The 22,211-nt window shown below is 29.1% G+C and carries 29 protein-coding genes and 3 tRNA genes; 16 read left to right on the plus strand and 16 right to left on the minus strand.

Annotation, left to right across the window (positions count from 1 at the left end):
• Window positions 1-107 precede the first annotated feature (107 nt).
• The gene (radA, locus tag AB0T67_RS08450) at window positions 108-1,469 is read left to right on the plus strand and encodes a DNA repair protein RadA (RefSeq protein WP_369219943.1); all 1,362 of its coding nucleotides are present in this window, start codon (window positions 108-110) and stop codon (window positions 1,467-1,469) included.
• On the opposite strand, the gene AB0T67_RS08455 is transcribed toward radA, so the two are convergent.
• The 12 genes from AB0T67_RS08455 to AB0T67_RS08510 form a co-directional block, all read right to left on the minus strand.
• Entirely contained in the window at window positions 1,466-1,660 is a 195-nt protein-coding gene (locus AB0T67_RS08455; protein WP_369219944.1) for a hypothetical protein, read from the minus strand. The genes radA and AB0T67_RS08455 overlap by 4 nt on opposite strands.
• Before the next feature lie 58 nt (window positions 1,661-1,718).
• Entirely contained in the window at window positions 1,719-2,012 is a 294-nt protein-coding gene (locus tag AB0T67_RS08460; RefSeq protein ID WP_369219945.1) for a Bor family protein, read from the minus strand.
• Window positions 2,013-2,145: 133 nt separating this feature from the next.
• A complete protein-coding gene (arsM, locus tag AB0T67_RS08465) occupies window positions 2,146-3,114 on the minus strand; it encodes an arsenosugar biosynthesis arsenite methyltransferase ArsM (RefSeq protein ID WP_369219946.1) in 969 nt (322 codons plus the stop codon).
• Between the two features lie 36 nt (window positions 3,115-3,150).
• Window positions 3,151-3,966 (minus strand): purine-nucleoside phosphorylase, encoded by an 816-nt coding sequence (locus AB0T67_RS08470; protein ID WP_369219947.1) that lies wholly within the window; start codon window positions 3,964-3,966, stop codon window positions 3,151-3,153.
• 52 nt (window positions 3,967-4,018) lie between these two features.
• Window positions 4,019-4,618, minus strand: a complete 600-nt coding sequence (locus tag AB0T67_RS08475) for a TIGR04282 family arsenosugar biosynthesis glycosyltransferase (protein ID WP_369219948.1) — start codon at window positions 4,616-4,618, stop codon at window positions 4,019-4,021.
• Entirely contained in the window at window positions 4,611-5,108 is a 498-nt protein-coding gene (locus AB0T67_RS08480; protein WP_369219949.1) for a rhodanese-like domain-containing protein, read from the minus strand. Before AB0T67_RS08480 ends, AB0T67_RS08475 begins: the two co-directional genes overlap by 8 nt.
• Window positions 5,109-5,402: 294 nt before the next feature.
• Complete coding sequence (gene arsS / locus AB0T67_RS08485) at window positions 5,403-6,455, minus strand: arsenosugar biosynthesis radical SAM (seleno)protein ArsS (protein WP_369219950.1); 1,053 nt, start codon at window positions 6,453-6,455, stop codon at window positions 5,403-5,405.
• An 8-nt stretch (window positions 6,456-6,463) separates the two neighbouring features.
• Complete coding sequence (locus tag AB0T67_RS08490; RefSeq protein WP_369219951.1) at window positions 6,464-6,799, minus strand: arsenosugar biosynthesis-associated peroxidase-like protein; 336 nt, start codon at window positions 6,797-6,799, stop codon at window positions 6,464-6,466.
• Window positions 6,800-6,873: 74 nt separating this feature from the next.
• Window positions 6,874-7,581, minus strand: coding sequence for a DUF547 domain-containing protein (locus tag AB0T67_RS08495; RefSeq protein WP_369219952.1), 708 nt, complete (start codon window positions 7,579-7,581; stop codon window positions 6,874-6,876).
• A gap of 258 nt (window positions 7,582-7,839) precedes the next feature.
• Window positions 7,840-7,923, minus strand: a tRNA-Leu gene (locus tag AB0T67_RS08500).
• A gap of 67 nt (window positions 7,924-7,990) precedes the next feature.
• Window positions 7,991-8,074, minus strand: a tRNA-Leu gene (locus tag AB0T67_RS08505).
• 55 nt (window positions 8,075-8,129) lie between these two features.
• Window positions 8,130-8,201: transfer RNA gene (locus AB0T67_RS08510), tRNA-Gly, on the minus strand.
• A gap of 178 nt (window positions 8,202-8,379) precedes the next feature.
• On the opposite strand from AB0T67_RS08510, the gene cyoE reads away from it, so the two are divergent.
• The 10 genes from cyoE (at window position 8,380) to tsaB (ending at window position 15,707) form a co-directional block, all read left to right on the plus strand.
• A complete protein-coding gene (gene cyoE / locus AB0T67_RS08515; protein WP_369219953.1) occupies window positions 8,380-9,282 on the plus strand; it encodes a heme o synthase in 903 nt (300 codons plus the stop codon).
• The gene (locus AB0T67_RS08520) at window positions 9,283-9,867 is read left to right on the plus strand and encodes a cytochrome c oxidase subunit 3 (protein ID WP_271230912.1); all 585 of its coding nucleotides are present in this window, start codon (window positions 9,283-9,285) and stop codon (window positions 9,865-9,867) included. It begins immediately after the preceding gene.
• 56 nt (window positions 9,868-9,923) lie between these two features.
• Entirely contained in the window at window positions 9,924-10,907 is a 984-nt protein-coding gene (locus AB0T67_RS08525) for a cytochrome c oxidase subunit 3 (protein WP_369219954.1), read from the plus strand.
• 18 nt (window positions 10,908-10,925) lie between these two features.
• On the plus strand, window positions 10,926-11,264 hold the full coding sequence (locus AB0T67_RS08530; protein ID WP_271230910.1) for a cytochrome C oxidase subunit IV family protein: 339 nt from the start codon (window positions 10,926-10,928) through the stop codon (window positions 11,262-11,264).
• A 66-nt stretch (window positions 11,265-11,330) separates the two neighbouring features.
• The gene (locus tag AB0T67_RS08535; protein WP_369219955.1) at window positions 11,331-12,011 is read left to right on the plus strand and encodes a hypothetical protein; all 681 of its coding nucleotides are present in this window, start codon (window positions 11,331-11,333) and stop codon (window positions 12,009-12,011) included.
• Complete coding sequence (locus AB0T67_RS08540; protein WP_369219956.1) at window positions 11,998-12,645, plus strand: SCO family protein; 648 nt, start codon at window positions 11,998-12,000, stop codon at window positions 12,643-12,645. Before AB0T67_RS08535 ends, AB0T67_RS08540 begins: the two co-directional genes overlap by 14 nt.
• Window positions 12,646-12,659: 14 nt before the next feature.
• The gene (locus tag AB0T67_RS08545; protein WP_369219957.1) at window positions 12,660-13,181 is read left to right on the plus strand and encodes a DUF420 domain-containing protein; all 522 of its coding nucleotides are present in this window, start codon (window positions 12,660-12,662) and stop codon (window positions 13,179-13,181) included.
• The gene (locus tag AB0T67_RS08550; protein WP_369219958.1) at window positions 13,174-13,386 is read left to right on the plus strand and encodes a hypothetical protein; all 213 of its coding nucleotides are present in this window, start codon (window positions 13,174-13,176) and stop codon (window positions 13,384-13,386) included. The genes AB0T67_RS08545 and AB0T67_RS08550 overlap by 8 nt, the downstream gene beginning before the upstream one ends.
• A gap of 185 nt (window positions 13,387-13,571) precedes the next feature.
• Window positions 13,572-14,936, plus strand: coding sequence for a TolC family protein (locus AB0T67_RS08555; protein ID WP_369219959.1), 1,365 nt, complete (start codon window positions 13,572-13,574; stop codon window positions 14,934-14,936).
• A gap of 93 nt (window positions 14,937-15,029) precedes the next feature.
• Complete coding sequence (tsaB, locus tag AB0T67_RS08560; RefSeq protein WP_369219960.1) at window positions 15,030-15,707, plus strand: tRNA (adenosine(37)-N6)-threonylcarbamoyltransferase complex dimerization subunit type 1 TsaB; 678 nt, start codon at window positions 15,030-15,032, stop codon at window positions 15,705-15,707.
• Here tsaB and AB0T67_RS08565 read toward each other — a convergent pair.
• The gene (locus AB0T67_RS08565; protein WP_271230903.1) at window positions 15,704-16,513 is read right to left on the minus strand and encodes a mechanosensitive ion channel family protein; all 810 of its coding nucleotides are present in this window, start codon (window positions 16,511-16,513) and stop codon (window positions 15,704-15,706) included. The genes tsaB and AB0T67_RS08565 overlap by 4 nt on opposite strands.
• A gap of 38 nt (window positions 16,514-16,551) precedes the next feature.
• A complete protein-coding gene (locus AB0T67_RS08570; RefSeq protein ID WP_271230902.1) occupies window positions 16,552-16,905 on the minus strand; it encodes a DUF1304 domain-containing protein in 354 nt (117 codons plus the stop codon).
• Window positions 16,906-17,632: 727 nt separating this feature from the next.
• Here AB0T67_RS08570 and AB0T67_RS08575 point away from each other — a divergent pair.
• On the plus strand, window positions 17,633-17,980 hold the full coding sequence (locus AB0T67_RS08575) for a toxin-antitoxin system YwqK family antitoxin (protein ID WP_271230901.1): 348 nt from the start codon (window positions 17,633-17,635) through the stop codon (window positions 17,978-17,980).
• A gap of 49 nt (window positions 17,981-18,029) precedes the next feature.
• Here AB0T67_RS08575 and AB0T67_RS08580 read toward each other — a convergent pair whose 3' ends face one another.
• Both AB0T67_RS08580 and purN read right to left on the minus strand, forming a co-directional pair.
• A complete protein-coding gene (locus AB0T67_RS08580) occupies window positions 18,030-18,665 on the minus strand; it encodes a ribonuclease H1 domain-containing protein (RefSeq protein WP_369219961.1) in 636 nt (211 codons plus the stop codon).
• A complete protein-coding gene (gene purN / locus AB0T67_RS08585) occupies window positions 18,658-19,227 on the minus strand; it encodes a phosphoribosylglycinamide formyltransferase (RefSeq protein WP_271230900.1) in 570 nt (189 codons plus the stop codon). Before purN ends, AB0T67_RS08580 begins: the two co-directional genes overlap by 8 nt.
• 178 nt (window positions 19,228-19,405) lie before the next feature.
• On the opposite strand from purN, the gene AB0T67_RS08590 reads away from it, so the two are divergent.
• The 4 genes from AB0T67_RS08590 (at window position 19,406) to AB0T67_RS08605 (ending at window position 22,208) form a co-directional block, all read left to right on the plus strand.
• On the plus strand, window positions 19,406-19,642 hold the full coding sequence (locus AB0T67_RS08590) for an acyl carrier protein (protein WP_068702406.1): 237 nt from the start codon (window positions 19,406-19,408) through the stop codon (window positions 19,640-19,642).
• Between the two features lie 18 nt (window positions 19,643-19,660).
• Window positions 19,661-20,911, plus strand: a complete 1,251-nt coding sequence (fabF, locus tag AB0T67_RS08595; protein ID WP_369219962.1) for a beta-ketoacyl-ACP synthase II — start codon at window positions 19,661-19,663, stop codon at window positions 20,909-20,911.
• 6 nt (window positions 20,912-20,917) lie between these two features.
• Window positions 20,918-21,655: a ribonuclease III gene (gene rnc, locus AB0T67_RS08600; protein ID WP_271230898.1), complete on the plus strand. Its 738-nt coding sequence runs from the start codon at window positions 20,918-20,920 to the stop codon at window positions 21,653-21,655.
• Between the two features lie 82 nt (window positions 21,656-21,737).
• Window positions 21,738-22,208 (plus strand): IPExxxVDY family protein, encoded by a 471-nt coding sequence (locus AB0T67_RS08605; RefSeq protein WP_369219963.1) that lies wholly within the window; start codon window positions 21,738-21,740, stop codon window positions 22,206-22,208.
• The last annotated feature ends 3 nt before the right edge of the window (window positions 22,209-22,211 follow it).

Here is a 22,211-nt window from a genome sequence, read left to right on the forward strand (position 1 = left end):
ATTCAATCGCTAACGCAGTTACTTTTTAAAATTCGATTATAAACTATTTAAGTTTGTAACTTTGATTTTTATTAATAAGGATTTTTTAAACTTTCAATTTATTTTAAATGGCTAAAACAAAAACTACTTTTTTATGTCAAAATTGCGGAGCTCAACATGCACAATGGATAGGGCAGTGTAAAACCTGTAAAGAATGGAATACTATTGTTGAAGAAGTTATTGAAAAAGAAGAAAAAAGAGCTTGGAAAACGCCTGAAAACGTAGTTAAAAAAGTATCTAAACCTTTAAAAGTACAAGATATTCAAGTAAACACAGAAGAGCGTGTTGTAACTCAAAATAACGAATTAGATACTGTTTTAGGTGGTGGAATAGTAAAAGGTGCAGTTGTTTTATTAGGTGGAGAACCAGGAATAGGAAAATCGACTTTATTATTACAAATTGCTTTAAATATTCCTCAAAAAGTATTGTATGTTTCAGGAGAGGAAAGTCAATCGCAAATTAAAATGCGTGCCGAACGTTTACAATCAACCAATTCTAATTGTTTAATATTAACAGAAACTAGTACGCAACAAATATTTAAAAACATAGAACAAGTTCAACCCGATGTTTTGGTAATAGATTCTATTCAAACATTACATACAAGTTCTATCGAAGCATCACCAGGAAGTATTTCTCAAATCCGTGAAACATCAGCAGAATTAATAAAATTTGCCAAAGAAACAGGAACTCCAGTATTATTAATTGGACATATTAATAAAGACGGACATATTGCTGGACCTAAAATTTTAGAACACATGGTAGATGTTGTTTTACAATTTGAAGGAGACAGAAATCATACATATAGAATTTTACGTTCTCAAAAAAACCGATTCGGTTCAACAGCCGAATTAGGAATTTACGAAATGTTATCAACAGGTTTACGAGAAGTTTCAAATCCATCAGAAATATTAATTTCTAAAAAAGATGCCGATTTAAGCGGAACAGCAATTGCATCAACTTTAGAAGGCGTACGCCCGTTAATGATAGAAATTCAAGCATTGGTAAGTACAGCGGTTTACGGTACACCACAACGATCTACAACAGGATATAACTTGAAAAGATTACACATGATTTTAGCTGTTTTAGAAAAACGAGCAGGATTTAAATTAGGTGCAAAAGATGTTTTTTTAAATGTTACAGGAGGAATTCATGTTGATGATCCTGCAATAGATTTAGCAGTTGTAGCAGCTATTTTATCATCAAATCAAGATATGGCAATAAATCCGAATGTGTGTTTTGCTGCCGAAGTTGGTTTAGCAGGTGAAATAAGACCAGTTTCAAGAATCGATCAACGAATTATAGAGGCTGAAAAGTTAGGATATGAAACTTTAGTTGCATCAAAATATAATAAAATAGCCTCAAAAAATCATTCTATAAAATTACTTTTAGTCGGTAAAATTGAAGAAGCTTTTGCAACATTGTTTGCTTAGGATATTTTAATTTGTTTCTTTCTTGTGAAAAATACAACAGATAAAAAAAGTATAAAAAGAATTACTTTTCCAATTAAAGAACCATACCCATATTCGGTTAATCTATTAAAATCAGTAATTAAAATTTCAATAATATTAATTAATAATAATAATGAAAGTATAATAGAAATGTAAAAGATAATTTTTTTCATATTCAATAATTTATAAAAAGAAGCGTAATTTTAATTACGCTTCTTTTATCATAATTTACTATTTAGTAACTGTAGTAGTAGATGGAGTGTAAATACCAAAAGTTAAACCTGATATTAATCCATTAACAAAAGATTGTCTTGTATGAACAGTATAATCTTTAGCTCCATCAGCCATTTGCTTAGAGTTAGAAACTCCAACAGGTGCTAAACCACCTAATACATAATGGTTCCACTCAGTAGTTTGAGAGTTTCCTTGAGCTCCTTTTCCAACAACACTTGTATAAGAATAACAAGAAGTTAATAATGTTGATGCAGCAAATACAACAGCAATCATTTTCATTGAATTTTTCATTTTTTTTGAATTTAAAATTACTCTTTATAGAGTATGGTTATTTTTGAGCAAGTTATTGAAAAAATAACTTATAAAAAAAAAGGAAACTCTTAATTTTATATAAATGTTTCCTTCTTTGTTTTATATCAATAAATTAACAGCATCCACCGCCATCGTAATGATAGGTAGATTCTGAAAAGAAAATATCATCTCTTCCTAAATCTTTTAAAGCTACAGCTGTTTTATCGCAAATTGCCAAAGGTTGATTTTTTAATAAAGTATGTCCTAATCCGTCATCAAAATAATCATCTTCACCATAATAAATAGCTGCTTTTCCTGTGAAAATACAAGGACCATCTGCAGGCATTGGATCTTTAATTGCGGCAACTTCAATAGATTCTATATAAATTAATTTATCAGTAGGATAATTCTTCGGATCTAAAATCCTGTATGGTTTTCTAGCTCTAATTTCTATCGTTCCAAAACCAGCATCCGTTAAAGCTTTTACATAATTCGCAATAGATAAACTTCCACTCAAACACAAAGCACGCAAACGTTCATCATTACGTAATTCATCGTTCATTTCTTGCTCACAAGTTGGGTCGCTCATAACCAATTTTCCGTGAGGTTTTAAAACACGATACATTTCTGCAATGGCTTTCTTTAAATCATCTGATTTAAAAATATTGAACAAACAATTTTGAGCCGCAACATCAATAGAATTATCTTCCACAGGTAAATCCATTGCATCTCCTTTTCGTAAATCGACAAAATCAGATTTAAACCAATCGTTTTGTTCTTCAGCAATTATAAAGTTTTTACGTGATGCATCTAACATTTCATCCACCACATCTAAACCAATTACACCGCCTTTATTTCTATTGAAATAAGCAAATTGTAATAATTCCATACCGCCACCAACACCAACATATAGCATTTTAGGATTGTTCGTTAAATCACGAGCATGCACTGTCGAACCACAACCATAGTTCATTTCTTGCATGATTCTTGGAATTTTTAATCCAGGTAATTCCCAAATAGGATTTGTAGTGCAACATAAGCCAACATCAGGTGTTAATGCGGCTTCTTTATATACGTTATGTGTAGTTTCTAAATAACTCATGTATTTTTATTTTATCGAAATCAACTCCGAATGTTGTTATAATTTAAAGATTAATTCTTTAAATAATGTAATCATTTTTGGTTCAGCTTTTCCTGCAACAGCAATGATATCAGCAATATTTACAGGTTGTAAATTTTTAGGATCACATTCATCTGTTAAAACAGAAATAGCTGCACAAGGAAGGTTTAATTGTTTTGCAACAATAACTTCAGGTACAGTACTCATACCAACAGCATCAGCTTCTAGTATTTGTAACATTCTGTATTCTGCTCTGGTTTCTAATTGTGGACCAACAACACTTGCGTACATTCCTTCATGTAACTGTATGTCGTTTGAACTTGCAATATCTTTCAATAAATTGTTGATTTTTTTAGAATAAGGCTCAAGCATATCAGCAAAAATATTTCCGAAATCTTTTGCACCTTTAAAAGCTAGAGGAGAACCGCCTTGTAAGTTTATATGATCTTCTAAAAGCATTAAATCACCTTTTTTATAGGTTAAATTAATTGCACCTGCGGCATTTGAAATCAATAAATTTTTGATTCCTAAACTATGCATTGTTCTAATTCCGTAGGTAACTTCCCAAAGATTGTAACCTTCGTAAACATGAAAACGCCCCGCCATTACGACTACTTTTTTTCCTGATAAAGTTCCGTAAATTAATTTTCCAGAATGAGATTCAACAGTTGCTTGTGGAAAATGAGGAATATCTGAATATAAAATTTCGGCTTCTATATCAATTTCGTTTATTAATTTTCCAAGTCCTGTACCTAAAACAATTCCTATTTCAGGATTTGTAATTCCGTTTGATTTTAAATAATCTGTAGTTTCTTGTAATTGTTGTTTTTTCATTACTTGTATATCTTCAAATTTCGCAGTTTTTAAAAATTACGATATCTTATTTTTATAAAAATTGTTGAAATGCCGAATGATTTTCAATATCTTCAAACACATCAACATCGTTAAGTTCTTTTAACAAATGTACGTTTACTTTTTGCAAATCGTTTAGCGTGTCTTTTCTTACGGTTTCTGTTCCCCAAGCTTTATTTTGAAAAACATTAGGATGTAAAGTTTTCATCCCTAAAAGATAATAACCGCCATCTTCGGCAGGACCAATTACAACATCATTTGAATTTAATTTATCAAAGGCATTTTCTATAATTTCTTCGGATAAATCATATAAATCGCTACCAATAATTAGCACTTTTTCATACTTTTCATCAAACGAATTTTTAAAAGCGTTTTCCATTCTAATTCCTAAATTTTCGCCTTTTTGTTGATGTTTTTGATAAATTTTTGTATCCCAAATATCATTATCACGAATTTTCACAGAATAATAAACGGCTTTATCACAATTTAAATTGGCGGTGATTTCATTGGTTTTCGCTAATAGAAATTTATAAATAGTTAATGCGGTTTCATCGCCAACAGTTTTAGCCAAACGTGTTTTTGTTTTTCCTAATTCTGGATTTCTTGTAAAAATTAATAGTATATTTTTACTCATATATTTTTTCACCTTTTAACAGCCATTTACTCCACGCTTTATTAAAAGTGTGTACTTTATTGGTCTGATTATTCTTCGAATTTACTATTAAATTTTGTTTATTTTTCCATTCAAAAATTCCGCCATATAAATTGTAAATATTGGTATATCCTTCTTTTTTTAATTTTTCGGCAATATATTCAGAGCGAATTCCTAAAGAACAATAAACGATTATTTTAGTTTTTTTATCCGAAGGAATATTTATTTTATCGATATTAAAATTATTGTAACCAACACATATTGCATTTTTAAGATGACTTACTTTAAATTCTTTTGGCTCACGAGCATCTAATAAAACAAACTCCTTTTTTTGATAGATTAAATTACTCAAACTATCAACAAAAATATAAGGAATCGTTTCTGTATTATGTTTTTTTAACAATTGTTTTAAATCCTTTTGAGAAAAAGAACTTAAGCTAATCAACAAAAAAAACAAGATAAATTTATTCATTTTAATAAAAATAATTTGAAGCAATTTCCCGCTTTCCGCACTCGCTTTTTTTTGAAGAAAAATCAAAAAAAGAGCTCAAACAAATGCTTCAATCGGGGCTAGGCTTATTTGCAAGTAACTATAATTATCAAAAATAGTTTTATCTTTTTAGAATCTATTTAAAAATATTTTATAGCTAAAAAACCAAATCTGTCAAACTGAATTTATTTCAGTTTCACATCCTGATTTGCCGTAGTTCTTCGTTTTATGCGATGCTGAAATAAATTCAGCATGACGTTTAGATGTTAAAAAAAATTATGCAACCACACCTTGGCAACTACTTCCAGAACCAGCAGTACAACCGTAACAATGTTGATTAATAATAATATTTCTCTCTTGTAATATTTCTTCATTGTATTCCGAAATATGTTTTACGCTGCTTGCTACTTTTAAGTTTAACATCTGATTAAAATCACAATCATATAAATTACCGTCCCAACTTACCGACAAAGTATTTGTACACATAACGTTTTCCACAGCCTTCGGATTATAAGCATCAATTAAAGAATACATATACTCTTCATAATTTTCAGAAGCGATTAAATAATCTAAAAAACGACTGATTGGTAAATTGGTAATTGCAAATAAATTATGAAAATCAATATTAAAATCATCTTTTAAAGCTTTTTTAAAATCGTTTTCAAGTGCCATTTGATTTCCAGGTAAAAAAGCACCAGATGGGTTATAAACCAAATCTAATTTCAAGCCCGAATCTTCAATTCCGTAACCAACTTCGTTTAACATTTGCAGTGCTTTGATTGATTTATCAAAAACACCATCACCACGTTGTTTGTCGGTTTTTCCACGTGTCCAATGTGGCATTGACGAAACAACATGAATATTATATTTTTTGAAAAAATCGGGTAAATCGTGATATTTTTTATTAGCTCTAATAATTGTTAAATTAGAACGAACAATAAAATCTTTGATTCCTGCTTTTGAAGCTTCTTCAACAAACCACCTAAAATTAGGATTCATTTCAGGTGCGCCACCAGTTAAATCTAAAGTATGTGCTTGGGTGTTTTTTATAACCTCCAAACATTGTTGCATTGTTGCTGTGGTCATTATTTCTTTACGATCAGGACCAGCATCAACATGGCAATGTGCGCAAACCTGATTACACATATAGCCTAAATTAATCTGAAGGATTTCTAGCTTTTTAGGACGTAAAGGAAATTGATTTGTTTCCTTTATTTTTTTAGCAAACGTAGGTAATTCACCATCAGCAAAAATTCCGTTTGATAAAATATCTAATTGACGTTGTGTGTTTGCTAAATCGTTATTTCTAGCTAAAAGTGATTTTTTCATAGATTTTTTTACATTTCAAGTTTGTTCACTTTATTCATCATTTGAACACCATGAACAAGAGTCGCACCACTTTTTATAGCAGCTCCAACATGAAGTGCTTCCATCATTTCTTCTTTTGTAATTCCTCGTTCTAAACCATCTTTTGTGTAGGCATCAATACAATACGGACATTGTTCGGTATGCGCAACAGCCAAGGCAATTAAACTTTTTTCACGAGCAGTTAAAGCACCATCTTCAAATACTTTTCCATAATAATCAAAGAATTTAGTTCCAAGTTCTTCATTCCATTCTGTTATTTTTCCAAATTTGCGTAAATCAGCTGGATCGTAATATGTTTTTGACATCTATTTTTTTTAAGTTGAAAAGTAAAAATACAAATTGTTTTTAAAGTTTTTATGGCAAAAAGAAGTAATACTATTTATTTTCCGTTTAAATTCCAATCATATTTTAAGAAACTAATTGTTGCTTTTTCTGATATTTGAGTTTCTGAATAGGTATTTAAAAAATCGATTAACGAACCATTTTTAGTAAAATCATCTTTAAACCATTCGAAAATTTTTGAAAGGGCTACTTTTTTTTCTGATATTTTATTTCTTTTAGCATCATTAATAAAATCTTTCATTAATTCTGATGTTTTAGTTTCGTAATTAGCTTCGGTAAAAGCAAAGTTTCCTAATTTAGGACAAGAACCAGAAGCACAATTTACAGCAACATGAATTTTAGGGTCGTTAAAGTTTTTACGTAAAATTTTATGTTCAATATAATTTAGGGTGTATGTTTTACCTCCAACTTTTGCAAAAGAGATATTCCAAGCATCTTTTTTATGCTCTTTAATTTTTAAAATACTTTTAATCGGATAATTATTTAAAATTATTTTTAAAGTATATGCATTGTAAGCATTAACCCAAAAAGCTTTTGTTTTTGATGATGACCATTTTTTTTGAGGAGTTGTTTTATTCAGATAGTTTAAATAAGAATCTAATTTTGCTTCGTCCTTTTTTAAGTTTTTATAATTTACGATGCCTTTGTTATTAACATGTTCTTTTAATAAATTATCAAAAATACTTGTTTGTCCAAATGAGTTTATAAAAAAAGTTAAACTAAATAATAAGAATATTTTGCGCATAGTTATTTGTTTTAAGCTGATAATTTAGACGCTTTTCTAATTGATAGATTACAAATAATAGGTTAAATTTTTTATCAAAATAAAAGTTTGTGTAAAACTGTTACTTTTATTTTATCAAAAAACAATTAAAAAAAATAGGAGGGAAGGTAATTAAATAACTAGTAAAGTGTTCTTTAATTTATTTTTTGAAAGAAATGTTTTTTAGATAGTAATTATTAAAGCATAAAAAAGCCTTAACAAATAAATGTTAAGGCTTAGTACTGAAGGCGGGACTTGAACCCGCACGACCCAAGGGTCATTGGATTTTAAGTCCAACGTGTCTACCAATTCCACCACTTCAGCAAGTGGATTTTATATTTCTTTTTGACTCTTTCTTAAAAAAGACCTCGCTAATTAAAGCGAGGCTTAGTACTGAAGGCGGGACTTGAACCCGCACGACCCAAGGGTCATTGGATTTTAAGTCCAACGTGTCTACCAATTCCACCACTTCAGCATGATTTTGATTGTCGTACAATCAAATTGGAATATTTTTTTTAAGAAAGTCTCAGAGCGAAAGACGGGATTTGAACCCGCGACCCCCACCTTGGCAAGGTGATGCTCTACCCCTGAGCTACTTTCGCGTAGTCAAAAATTATTTTAAAGATCGTTTGCATGTGTTTCAATGCGGGTGCAAATCTACAACCTTTTATTAGATAAAAAAAACTTTTTTTAATTTTTTTTAAAATATTTCGATTACGACCCTTTTTTATGGTCATTAAGCAATAAAGAAATATCTTTGCAAAAATAAAATAACTAGAATTGAATTTATCCTCATCTGCACATAATAAAGTATCTTTAAAATCATTATTTAATGATTTTAAACAATTAACTAAAGTTGGTTTATCTATAAGTGTTGTTTTTACTTCTATTACGGGGTATTTATTAGGAGCTGAAACAATTGACTATAATATAGTGTTTTTACTAGCTTTTGGTGGGTATTTAATGGTAGGAGCATCCAATGCTTTTAATCAGGTTATAGAAAAAGATATAGATGCGTTAATGAAACGTACTAAAGATCGTCCTTTACCAGCAGGCAGAATGAGCGTAACGGTAGCATTAACTATTGCCATCATTTTTACTATTACAGGTATTGGTGTTTTATATGCTATTGATCCGAAATGTGCCTTGTTTGGTGCAATCTCTATCTTTTTATATACGAGTGCTTACACGCCTTTAAAAGCTGTAACGCCATTAGCTGTTTTTGTTGGTGCTATTCCAGGAGCGATTCCTTTTATGTTAGGTTGGGTTGCTGCAACAGGTGAATTTGGTATTGAAGCAGGTTTTTTATTTATGATTCAATTTTTTTGGCAGTTTCCTCACTTTTGGGCAATCGGTTGGTTACAATTTGAAGAGTACAATAAAGCAGGTTTACACATGCTTCCTATGGATAAAAAAGATAAAGGAGCTGTTGTTCAAATAATTTTTTACACTTGTATTATGATTCTAATGTCGGTAGCACCGGTGTTAAAAGTAACAGGTAATTTTTATATTTATCCAATAACAGCTATTATAGTTTTATTATTAGGAGTGTTAATGTTGTATTATGCTTTTAAATTATATAAATCAGAAGAAAATACTGACGCGCGAAAATTAATGTTAGCGAGCGTTTTTTATATAACAATTGTACCCATAATTTATGTGGTAGATAAATTTTTACACTAAATGAGCACACAAACATTACAAGAAGAATTAACGGCAGGTAAAAGAAAATCGGCAAAGCCAATGTTATGGGTTGCTATGATTAGTATGGTCATGTTTTTTGCAGGGCTAACAAGTGCTTACGTAGTAAGTATGAAACGAGATGATTGGGTTACTTTTGATTTGCCACAAGCATTTTTTATTAGTACTATTTTAATAGTATTAAGTAGTATTACCTTAATTTTATCTCAAAAATTTTTAAAGAAAAATAATTTAAAAGCTTCATTGCTTAGTTTACTAGCAACTTTAATTTTAGGATTAGGATTTGTATGGTATCAATATGTGGGGTTTAACGAGTTAAAAGCTGTAGGCTTGTTTTTTACAGGTCCAGAAAGTACTGTATCTACATCTTTTATATTAGGAATTACATTTATGCATATTTTGCACCTTTTAGCAGGTGTAATTGTATTGTTAGTCGTTATTTATAATCATTTTAAAAAGAAATATTCAGCAGCCGATATGCTTGGCTTTGAGTTAGGTGGAATCTTTTGGCATTTCGTAGATGTTTTATGGATTTATCTATTTTTCTTTTTCTATTTCATAAGATGATGAAAATTACGTAATTTTGGCACACTGTTTTAACAAAAATTAACAAAAAGAGATTTATGGAAGCAAATATTGCTGTAAATTCTGATAAGAAAGAAGCCTGGGGCGGAGGTGGTGAAAAACCATTTGGCGCTAGTTATGGTAAAATGATGATGTGGTTTTTCATCGTTTCAGATGCATTAACCTTTTCGGGGTTTTTAGCCGCGTATGGTTTAACTCGTTTTAAATTTATTGACTCATGGCCAATAGCTGATGAAGTGTTTACTCACTTTCCAGGGTTACATGGTGTGCATGCACCCATGTATTATGTAGCTTTGATGACATTTATTTTAATTATTTCATCAGTAACAATGGTGTTAGCCGTTGATGCAGGTCATCAAAAGAAACAAAAGAAAGTTGCTTGGTATATGTTTGCAACGATCATTTTCGGAATTATTTTCGTAGGATCGCAAGCATGGGAGTGGAAAAACTTTATTAATGGTTCTTACGGAGCTGTTAAAACTACGAATAATCATATTTTACAGTTTGTAAAAGATGGTCATCAAATAGCTTTAGCTGACTTTGTTCATACTGAAAGAAAAGATGATAGAGTGGAGCATACTCGTGAAAATGGGTTATGGTTTGAAAAAGAAGCTACCATTTCTGAGTATTCAATAGCACAAATTCAGGAAGCTTTTAAAGCTGATCCTTCTTTATTGATAAGAACGGAGCAGTTAAATACTGAAACAAAACAAAAAATAGTTTTATCAAGAGCTGAAAGTTTAGCAAAATTAGCTTTAGCAACTAAAGTTGTTGAAGGTGCTAACTTACACGAAAATGAATATGGTAATCCTATTTTTGCAGATTTCTTCTTCTTTATTACTGGTTTCCACGGTTTCCACGTATTATCAGGGATTATCTTAAATATTATTATATTTTTCAATGTAGTATTAGGTACTTACGAACGTAGAGGACACTATGAAATGGTTGAAAAAGTAGGTTTATATTGGCACTTTGTAGATTTAGTTTGGGTATTTGTATTTACCTTTTTCTATTTAGTATAATTAAAAAACGATATTAAAATGGGACACGCACACGAATCAAATAAAAAAAGAATCTGGATTGTTTTAGCAATCTTAACAATTATAACAACTGTTGAAGTTGCTTTTGGTATTGTTAAACCAGATTCATTACACTTACATGGATGGGGTACTAGTTGGTTAAACTGGTTGTTTATAATCCTAACACTTGTTAAAGCGTATTATATTGCTTGGGCTTTTATGCACTTAGAAGGTGAAAAAACATGGCTTAGAAGATCAATTGTTTGGACAGCTGTATTTTTAGTTTCTTATCTATTATTTATTATTTTAATAGAAGGTGATTATTTACATGAAACATTAGCGCCATTAGTAAAATGGTAATTGAATAAAATATTTAAAAAAGGGTGGTTTTAACCACCCTTTTTTTGACTTTAATAACAGCTGAAAATGGATAAATTTAAAAAGTTTACGGTATTATTTGCACTCTTTATAGTACCATTATTGTTTTATATATTATTACAATTAGGTACACATAATTTTGGAAAATTACCTGTAGTATCTAAAAGTGTTATTGATATTTCTTTAATTAATAAAGGTTTTTCTTTTGATAAAAGAGTTACTGTAGTTACTTTTTTAGGGAATGACATTGACTTAGTAAAAGGAGAAGTATATAATTTAAAAGAAAAAATTTATACTAAGTTTAATAATTATGTTAGTTTTCAAATGATTTCTTTAGTTGATGAAAGTCAAAAAGAAGAAATAGAAAATTTGAAAAAAATGTTAAGTGTTAATACTGATTTAAGTAGATGGGACTTTATTTTTGCTTCTTCCGAAGAAATGGAAGCTTTACATGAAAGTTTTAAAACTCCAAATCCTTTAGATAAAAATACTCATTCGCCAAAAGCCTATATTGTTGATAAAGAACTTAATTTAAGAAGAGGAAAGTCAACAATTAAAAGTTTAGAAAATCAAGATTTATTCGGTTATTCTATGAGTTCTGTAGCAGAACTTAAAAATGATATGATTGATGATATCAGTGTTGTTTTAGTAGAATATAAAATGGCTTTGAAGAAGAATAATAGGAGTGAAGACAGAAGAACAAATAGCATTTCAAATGAAAAAAAATAATTATTCATACGTTGGAATTTCGTTTATTATTTTATTATTTGGTATTTATTCGGTGCCAAAAATTATAAAACATTTTCAAACTGCCGATTTACATACTTTTAATAAAGTTCCAAATTTTGAGTTTATTAATCAAAATGGTGAAACAATCAGTAATAAAAATTTTGAAGATAAAGTATATGTAGTTGAGTTTTTCTTTGCTACTTGTCCTACTATTTGCCCTATTATGAATGCTCGAATGGTAGATGTTCAAAATGAATTTATGGGAAATCCTAACTTTGGAATTGCTTCTTTTTCGATTACTCCAGAAATTGATACACCAAATCAATTAAAACAATATGCGCTTAAAAATGGTATTAATCATAAAAATTGGCATTTGTTAACAGGTAAATCTGAAGATGTAGTATATGATTTATCAAACGAAGGATTTAAATTATTTGTAGGAAAAGGAGAGGTTTCACATGGAGGTTTTGAACATTCTGGTTTGTTTGCTTTAGTTGATAAAAATGGAAATATTCGTTCTCGTTATGATGAACACGGAAACCCTTTAATGTATTACAGAGCCTTAGATGAGCATGGTTTTGGAAACCAAATTCAAGAACTAAAACAAGATATTAAGTTATTATTAAACGAATAATTTAAACCAGTATTATGAACACAAAAGAACAGAAATATAAAAAATTTATTACCATCGTTTCCATTGTTATTCCAATAGCTGTGGCTGCTTTATTCGGAATTAAAATCCCTAATGTTGAACCGTTATCGTTTTTACCTCCAATATACGCAAGTATAAACGGACTGACAGCTGTATTATTAATAGCATCAGTAATTGCTATAAAAAAAGGAAATAAAAAGTTACATGAACAATTAAATACTACTGCAATTGCTTGTTCAGCATTGTTTTTAGTAATGTATGTGGCTTATCATATGACTTCAAATTCTACTAATTTTGGTGGCGAAGGAGTTATAAAATATATCTACTTTTTTATTTTAATAACACATATTATATTATCGATTATTATAATTCCTTTTGTATTAATCACTTTTATGAGAGCTCGTCTAGGTAATTTTTCTGAACACAAAAAAATAGCAAAAATTACATTTCCTTTATGGTTATATGTAGCTGTAACAGGTGTAATTGTATATTTAATGATATCACCATATTATGTATAAAAAACTTTTATTGATTTTAGTATTAATTATTTCTGCGGATGCCAATGCTCAATGTGCGATGTGTAAAGCAGTTGTAGAAGGAGGAAATGAAACCATTGCCGAAGGCGTTAATAACGGAATTACCTATTTAATGATTTTTCCTTATATTTTAGTTGGCGTTTTATTTTACTTTATTTATCGACATAAAAAATCATCAAAAAACTAACACTCTTAATAAGAGTGTTTTTTTTTGTAACATATATTGTTTTTGGTCGTCATATAAAAAAGAAAAAAATAATTGTTGAGTTTTGTTATTATCGATAATCAAAATAAAATATTATGATAACCAATTGTTATGTAGTTGCTTATTGTTTTTCTTAATTGACTATAATGAACAAAAAAATATTCGTCTTGAAAACAAAAATTGTACTATTTACAGCTTTATTTACTTCGTTAGCTAGTTTTTCTCAAAAACAATGGACATTAAAAGAATGTGTTAATCATGCTTTAGAAAATAACATAACAATTAAACAAAACAAACTAAATATCACATTAGCCGAAAAAGATGTTGAAATAGCTAAAGGTAATTTTTTGCCTAATTTAAGTTTAAGTAATTCACACAGTAGTACCTTTGGATTATCTTCAGGAGTTAGTGGAGTTAATACAAGTCAAGATAGATATTCTACTAATTTTAGTTTAGATGCAGGAGGAACTATTTTTAATGGTTTTAGAAATATAAATACCAAAAAACAAGCATTACTTAATATTAAAGGTAGTAAGTTCGATTTAGCAAAGATTGAAAATGATATTTCATTAAATGTTGTAAACTCGTATTTGAATGTATTATTTGCTAAAGAAAATTTAGCCGTAGCTAAAACTCAAGCAGAAATTAGTAAAAAGCAGATTACAAGAGCAAAAGTACAATTTGAAGCAGGGGTTATTCCTAAAGGAGATTTATTAAATGTACAATCTACAGCAGCAAATGATGTTCAGAATCTTGTAATACAAGAAAATACCTTGAATTTAGCTTTGTTAACATTAGCACAATTACTTCAAGTATCATCTGATAATTTTAATATAGCGTCTATTATTGTAAATTCTCCATCAACAGCTTTGTTGTATGATTCTTCAAAAAAAGTATTTGAGAAAGCATTAACTAGTAGACCCGAAATAGATAAAGCAAAGTTAAATTTAGATAATGCTGATTTAAATATTAAGTTAGCAAAAGGAGCTTATTTACCTACTTTAAGGTATTCAGCAAGAGCAGGTACTTCTTATTTTACGGTATTTGGAGAGCCTGATGTAACATATGTATCAGATCCAATAACTAAGATTGTAAAGTCGGTTCCAAATGGTTTTACGACTCAATTAGATAATAATTTAAGTTACGGTATAGGGCTATCATTAAGTGTTCCTATATTTAGTGGTTTTCAAACAAAAAATAGAGTAGCAAAATCTGTAATTAACAAAGTGCAAAGTGAGTTTGCTTTAGAAAATCAGAAATTACAATTACAACAAGAAATAGAAAAATCATTTTTAGATGCTAAAGCAGCTGCAAAAACATTTGAAGCGGCACAAATATCTTTAGAAGCACAAAAAGAAGCATTTAAAAATGCTCAAGTAAGTTATGATTATGGATCAATGACTCAATTTGATTTTGATCAAGTTCGTAATCGATTAGTAAATGCACAAGGAGTAATGATACGCTCTAAATATGATTATATATTTAAAGTAAAAGTATTAAAATTTTATTTTGGGGAATCTATTGTTGATTAATTTCAATTATAAAACACAAGTTAAAACCTCATTAATTAAAATTTAATGAGGTTTTTTGTTTATAATGTATCTTTGTAAAAAAATAAATTTCAATTGGCAATAATTTTAAATATAGAAACCGCAACTAAAAATTGTTCGGTATCATTAGCAAAAAACGGAGAAACTTTAGCAATAAGAGAATTAAATGATGGTAATTATTCTCATGCCGAAAAATTACATCCTTTTATTCAAGAGATTTTAAAAGAAGTTAATATAACTACAAATGCTATTGATGCAGTAGCTGTTAGTAAAGGACCAGGCTCTTATACTGGGCTTCGCATAGGAGTTTCAACAGCTAAAGGAATGTGTTTTGCAATTGACAAACCTTTAATATCTATTGAAACATTGGCTTCTTTAGCACATAGCATTTCTATAGAAGAAGGTTTAATTGTTCCAATGTTAGATGCACGAAGAATGGAAGTATATTCAGCAATTTACAATAAATCTTATGAAAAAGTACGTGAAATAAAGGCCGAAATTATTGATGAAAATTCTTTTAAAGATGAATTATCAAAAGGAAAAGTTTATTTTTTAGGTGATGGAGCAGCTAAATGTAAAGATGTAATTGTTAATGATAATGCTATTTTTATAGATGATGAGTTTCCATCAGCAAAACAAATGGCTTTATTAAGTTACAATAAGCACAAAAAAAACGACATCGAAGATGTCGCTTATTTTGAACCTTTTTATTTAAAAGATTTTGTTGCTATTCCTGAAAAAAAGAAAGTTTAAGCTTCTTTTTGAATTTCAACAGCATGAGGATATGGTATTTCAATTCCTGCTTTATCAAGTTCTATTTTCATATTTTCAGTAATATAAAAATAAGCATCCCAATAATCAGCTGATTTTACCCAAGTTCTTGTTGTAAAATTAACAGAGCTTTCTGCTAATTCACTTACCATAACAGCAGGTTTATCAGGGTTTGTTAATGTATATGGCGTGTTGTTTAATACACTTAATAATACATTTTTGGTTTCTTTGATATCAGCATCATAAGAAACACCAAAAACTAAATCAACACGTCTATTTTCTTCTGAAGAATAATTAATAATGTTTCCATTAGATAATATTCCGTTAGGAACAATTAATTCTTTATTATCAATAGTATTTAATTTTGTAGTAAATATTTGAATCTCTTTAACAGATCCTTGCACTCCTTGTGCTTCAATATAATCACCAATTTTAAAAGGTTTAAAAACCATAATTAAAGCTCCACCAGCAAAGTTAGATAAAGCACCTTGTAATGCCATACCAATAGCTAAACCTAAAGCAGCTATAATTGCGGCAAAAGAAGTAGTTTCTATTCCTAATTGTCCTGCAACAGTAACAAATAAAAATATTTTTAATCCCCAACCAATTAAACTAGAGAAAAAACCTTGTAAAGAAGCATCTAAATTACGATTTATCATTAATTTTTTAGAACCCTTGGTTATCATTTTAATGACCCAAAGTCCAACAATTAAAAGAACCATAGCAGAAATTACTTTTGGTCCGAATTCAAATAATAAGTTTTTAAATTTTTCGATGTATTGTTCCATTTTATCAATTTTTAGTTTGCTGTAAATGTAAAATATATTTATATAAATAAAGAAATAATTCCTAATAAAGCAGGTATTGATTGAATTATAAAAATTCTTGGTTTTTTAGTAGAATATGTACCGTATAAGCCTGCGATAAAAACACAACATAAAAAGAAAATAGCAATTTCTATTTTTTGAGTTAATATTGACCAAATTAATCCAGCTACTAAGAACCCATTATATAAACCTTGATTAGCGGCAAGAACTTTGGTTTCTTCTGCAAATTCTTTGTTTTTTAACCCAAATGTTTTTATTCCTTTTGGTTTTGTCCATAAAACCATTTCTAAAATCAGAATGTAAATGTGGATAAAAGCAACTAATCCGATTAAAAGGTATTGTATAATGCTCATTGTATAAAAATTTAAAAAGTTAGTAATTCATTTTTTATGCTTTTCTTTTAAATATAAAAGATACTTTCCTGTAATTCTTCAATCTTATTTAAATAACCGAAATCTAAAGAAGATAAAAAACACCGTTTTTCAGCGGTTAATTCACGTTTAATAAATTGCAAGGCATTATATACGGTTTCTTTATAAATTGAGTTTATCTTGATAAGATAATTATTAGAATATAAACTAATTTACTGTTTTTTCTCAAAAATACCTCTGTATGCGATTTTGGTAAGTATCGTATTTATATGGTTATGTAGTTTTTATTGTTTTTTTGATAAACATATCAAAGTAAAAATAGGTGTACGATTCATTTCTCTAAAATTTGTATTAAAATGTATTTTAGCTATCGACAGTATCCTTTATATATTGACTACTAAAATTCATTTTATTATTTTTTGATGAATATCTAAGCTTGCTTTTATTCTCTTTTTTTAAGATTTCTTTCTTTTTTTATTAGATGACAAAAAAAATATTTAAAAAAAAAGTTTTTTTTAATAATCACTTGAATCCCTTTAAATAAGAGGGCTTATCTACGTTTTACTCTTTGAAATAATGGATTAAAAACACCAATGTTAACTTAATGTTATGTAATTGTTACTTGAATGTTTGTTTTATGTAAAATTAAGTGTTATCTTTGAACTATAAATATTAAGATAAAGTTAAAAAAAATTAAAAACCCCTAGATATGAAAAAATTTATATTAATTGTTTGTATATTATCGATATCATTATTGCAAGCTCAGAGTACAGAAACAAAATTCGAAAAAGCAGGAGATTTAGTAAAAGCTAGCTACTTTTTTGAAGATGGTCAATTAAAAGAACAAGGTTTTTTTAAGGATAAAAAATTAACAGGAACATGGGTTGCCTTTGACTCTAAAGGAAATAAAGTTGCAATTGCACATTACGAAGCTGGTAAAAAAGTAGGTAAATGGTTTATGTGGAAAGAAGATGGTTTAAAAGAAATAGACTACAATAATAATATTATAGCAAGTGTTCAAACATGGAAAGAAGAAACAAAAATGGCTATTAAATAGTTTTGAATAGTTAACAAAATGTAAATAACCGAGTTTTTGCTCGGTTATTTTATTTTCGTCCAAAATCTGCAGGTATTTCTCCCCAAGCCTTTGTTTCCCATTTTAATATTGGATTTTTATATGTATTTTCTTTAAGCCATTTTTCGGCACGTTTTATCAAGTTTAAAATTTCTTGATTACTAGCATCAAAAGCTAAATTTGTTCTGCATTGTTTTTTTTGAACCCAGCTCATAGCAATTCTAGAGTCAGAATAAATAGGATAATGATCCATTTTTTTATTTTTCAAAAGTGCAATTCCATGTACTAAAGCTAAAAATTCGCCAATATTATTGGTGCCTTTTTTAAAAGGTCCTAGCCTAAAAATTTCTTTTTTACTTTTAGTTAGTACGCCTCTGTATTCCATAATTCCAGGATTTCCTGCACAAGCAGCATCTACAGAAATACTTTCTAAATTGGGTGTTCCATAAGTTGCTTTTTCTTTAGCAGATAAAACAACTTTTTTGGTATCCTTTCCTTTATAATCGTTATAAGTTTTTGTAAAAGCAATTTCTGCTTGTTTTTTATCGATAAAAGCCTTGTATTCTGCTCCTTGAAAAGCTGTTATTTGTTTTTTACAATCATTCCAAGATGTGTAAATACCTGTTTTTTTACCTTTCCAAACAACGTAATATTTTTTTTTAGCCATTTTTTAAAATTAGCTCTTCAATAACTTTAGGAAAATGCTCTTGCTCTAAAATATGAATTTTATCAGCAATATCTTCTGACGAATCTGAAGAAGTTAAAGCTGTTTTGGCTTGAAAAATAATAGCACCTTCATCATAATTTTCATTTACATAATGAATTGTAATACCTGTTTCGGTTTCATTATTTTCTTTTACAGCCTTATGAACATTCATACCGTACATACCTTTTCCACCATATTTTGGTAGTAAAGCAGGATGAATATTTATAATTTTATTAGGAAATTCAGTTACTATTTTAGCAGGAATTCGCCATAAAAAACCAGCAAGTATAATTATGTCAGCTTCTACTTGTAAAAAAGATAAAACAGTGTCATCTTCGGTAAATGCTTGTTTATCAAACAAAGAAGCATCAATATTTAAGCGTTCACATCTGTCAAAAACTTTGGCATGCTGATTGTTAGACAGTACATGAGTAACAGTAGCAATTTTACTTTTTTGAAAGTATTTAATAATATTTTCGGCATTACTACCCGAACCTGAAGCAAGAATTACGATACGTTTCATCTTTAAATATGTTATTTTGTTACTACAAAAAAAAGCATTATTATTAACAACCACGGTGTTTGTAGCAAAATATTCATTTTTTTTTTGATATTAAACACCACATTTTTGAGCAAAAGTTAGAATTAATAGTTAAGATTTGTATTTTTGCCTCGACTTTAAATTTAAAAACAAACAAATTATGTCAGACATAGCATCAAGAGTAAAAGCAATTATCGTAGACAAATTAGGAGTAGACGATAACGAAGTAACTAACGAAGCAAGCTTCACAAATGATTTAGGAGCAGATTCTTTAGATACTGTAGAATTAATCATGGAATTCGAAAAAGAATTTGATATCCAAATTCCAGACGATCAAGCAGAAAACATCGGAACTGTAGGTCAAGCAGTTAGCTATATTGAAGAAGCTAAAAAATAATAATTATATAAAATTCATATGCAATTAAAACGAGTTGTAGTAACTGGACTTGGCGCATTAACGCCAATAGGAAATAATAAAGAAGAATATTGGAATAGCTTAGTTAACGGAGTTAGCGGAGCAGCGCCTATAACGAATTTCGATGCTGCCAAGTTCAAAACTCGTTTTGCATGTGAGTTAAAAGATTTTAACGTAACAGATTTCATAAATAGGAAAGATGCACGTAAAATGGATAGGTTTACGCAATATGCAGTAGTTGCTGCTGATGAAGCTATTGCAGATTCAAAGCTAGACCTAGACACAATAAATAAATTAAGAGTAGGTGTTATTTGGGGAGCTGGTATTGGAGGTTTAGAAACTTTTCAAAATGAGGCTATGAATTTTGGTGCTGGAGACGGTACACCAAGATTTAATCCATTTTTTATACCTAAAATGATTGCTGATATTGCACCAGGTCATATTTCTATTAAAAATGGATTTATGGGACCTAATTATACAACAGTATCTGCATGTGCATCATCAGCAAATGCGATGATTGATGCTTTAAACTATATCAGATTAGGATATTGTGATGTAATTGTAACAGGTGGTAGTGAAGCAGCTATTACACAAGCAGGTGTTGGTGGATTTAACGCAATGCACGCACTTTCTACTAATAATGAAAATCATAAATCAGCATCAAAACCTTTTGATAGTGAACGTGATGGATTTGTTTTAGGAGAAGGAGCAGGAGCACTTGTATTAGAAGAATACGAATACGCTAAAGCTCGTGGAGCTAAAATTTATGCAGAAGTTATTGGTGGAGGTATGTCTTCTGACGCTTACCATATGACTGCACCACATCCTGAAGGAATTGGTGTTATTGCTGTAATGAAAAACTGTCTTGAAAATGCTGGCTTAAAACCAGAGGATGTTGACCATATTAATACTCATGGAACTTCGACTCCTTTAGGTGATGTTGCCGAGTTAAAAGCTATTTCTGAAGTTTTTGGAGACCATGCTAAGACTATGAATATAAATTCAACTAAGTCTATGACAGGTCATTTATTAGGCGCTGCAGGAGCTATTGAATCTATTGCTGCTATATTAGCAATGGAACATGGTATTATTCCTCCAACAATTAATCATGAAAACCCAGATGAAAATATTAATCCTGATTTAAACTTAACGTTAAATAAGCCTCAGAAAAGAGACATTAAAATAGCAATGAGTAATACATTTGGTTTTGGTGGGCATAACGCTTGTGTAGCTTTTAGAAAATTAGATTAATCATATATGAATTTTCTTCGTAGAATCGTTAAACCCCAGAATAAAGAGGATGAAAAATTTTACTACGAGTTAAAAGAACTGCTTAATTTTAAACCAATAAAGCTTTCACACTATAAAAAAGCTTTTACACATAGGTCTTTAAAATTAGTTGATAAAAAAGGGAATCCTATTAATTATGAGCGCTTAGAATTTTTAGGCGATGCAATTTTAGGGTCTGTAATGGCGTCTTATTTATATAAAAAAGTTCCAGCAGGAGACGAAGGGTATTTAACACAGATGCGATCTAAGGTAGTGAGTAGATCGCACCTAAATACTTTGGGTAAAGATTTAAATTTATTTCGATTTGTAAAAAGTAATATGCCTGATGAGAATATTAGTAATAATCTTTACGGCAATATTTTTGAAGCTTTAGTCGGTGCTATTTATTTAGATAGAGGTTATAATTATTGTCATCAATTTATTTACGAACAGGTAATATTACCATATGTAGACATTGAACGATTAGAAGGTAAAATATCTAGTTATAAAGGATACGTTATTGAGTGGTGTCAGAAGAATAAAAAGAAGTATAAATTTGAATCATTTGAAGATTCTGGTAATCAAAATACAAAATATTTTAGTGTAACCCTTAATATTGAAGGTAAGGTTGTAGCTAAAGGAAGAGCAACTTCAAAGAAAAAAGCACAAGAAATAGCTGCTAATAGAGCATATTTTGCTATGCAAACCCAAATGGAAAATTCTTAACATTAGGAATAAAACGTTTTCTTAAAATTCACATTATATTTATATACATTTAGTAATTTAGCCATAAACAAATAATTGTTTTATGGTTACTCATGCATTAAATATTAATGAATTATCTATTAATGATTATACATTAATAGGTATTCATACAATGCTAAATGAATATAAATTAGCCTATTTATTAAATAGATACTTAAATATAAAGTTTAGTCAGGCTGCTTACAATTTAGATTTTACTGAAAAGAATAATACATCTTTTTATACTGTATATGAATATACTAATACAGAATTAGGTTATGATTGGTTTTTAATAGCTAATGTTTATAAACTTAATAATAAAAAAGTAAAAACAAGTCTTTTTGAAGAAAATTATTCTGTTAGATATCTTGTACCTGAAAAACAAAAAATAGATTTTTTTTTAAAAATAGAAAGCGGTTTTGATATTGAACATATTGTGAAAACAATTGAAGTAATAAATAATATACCCCAAATTATAACCTCATACGAAGTAGAGGTTGAATCTTTAAAATCGAAGGATTTTTTAATATTTTAAATT

This window comes from Tenacibaculum salmonis, assembly GCF_041053065.1.
GTDB lineage: Bacteria > Bacteroidota > Bacteroidia > Flavobacteriales > Flavobacteriaceae > Polaribacter > Polaribacter pacificus_A.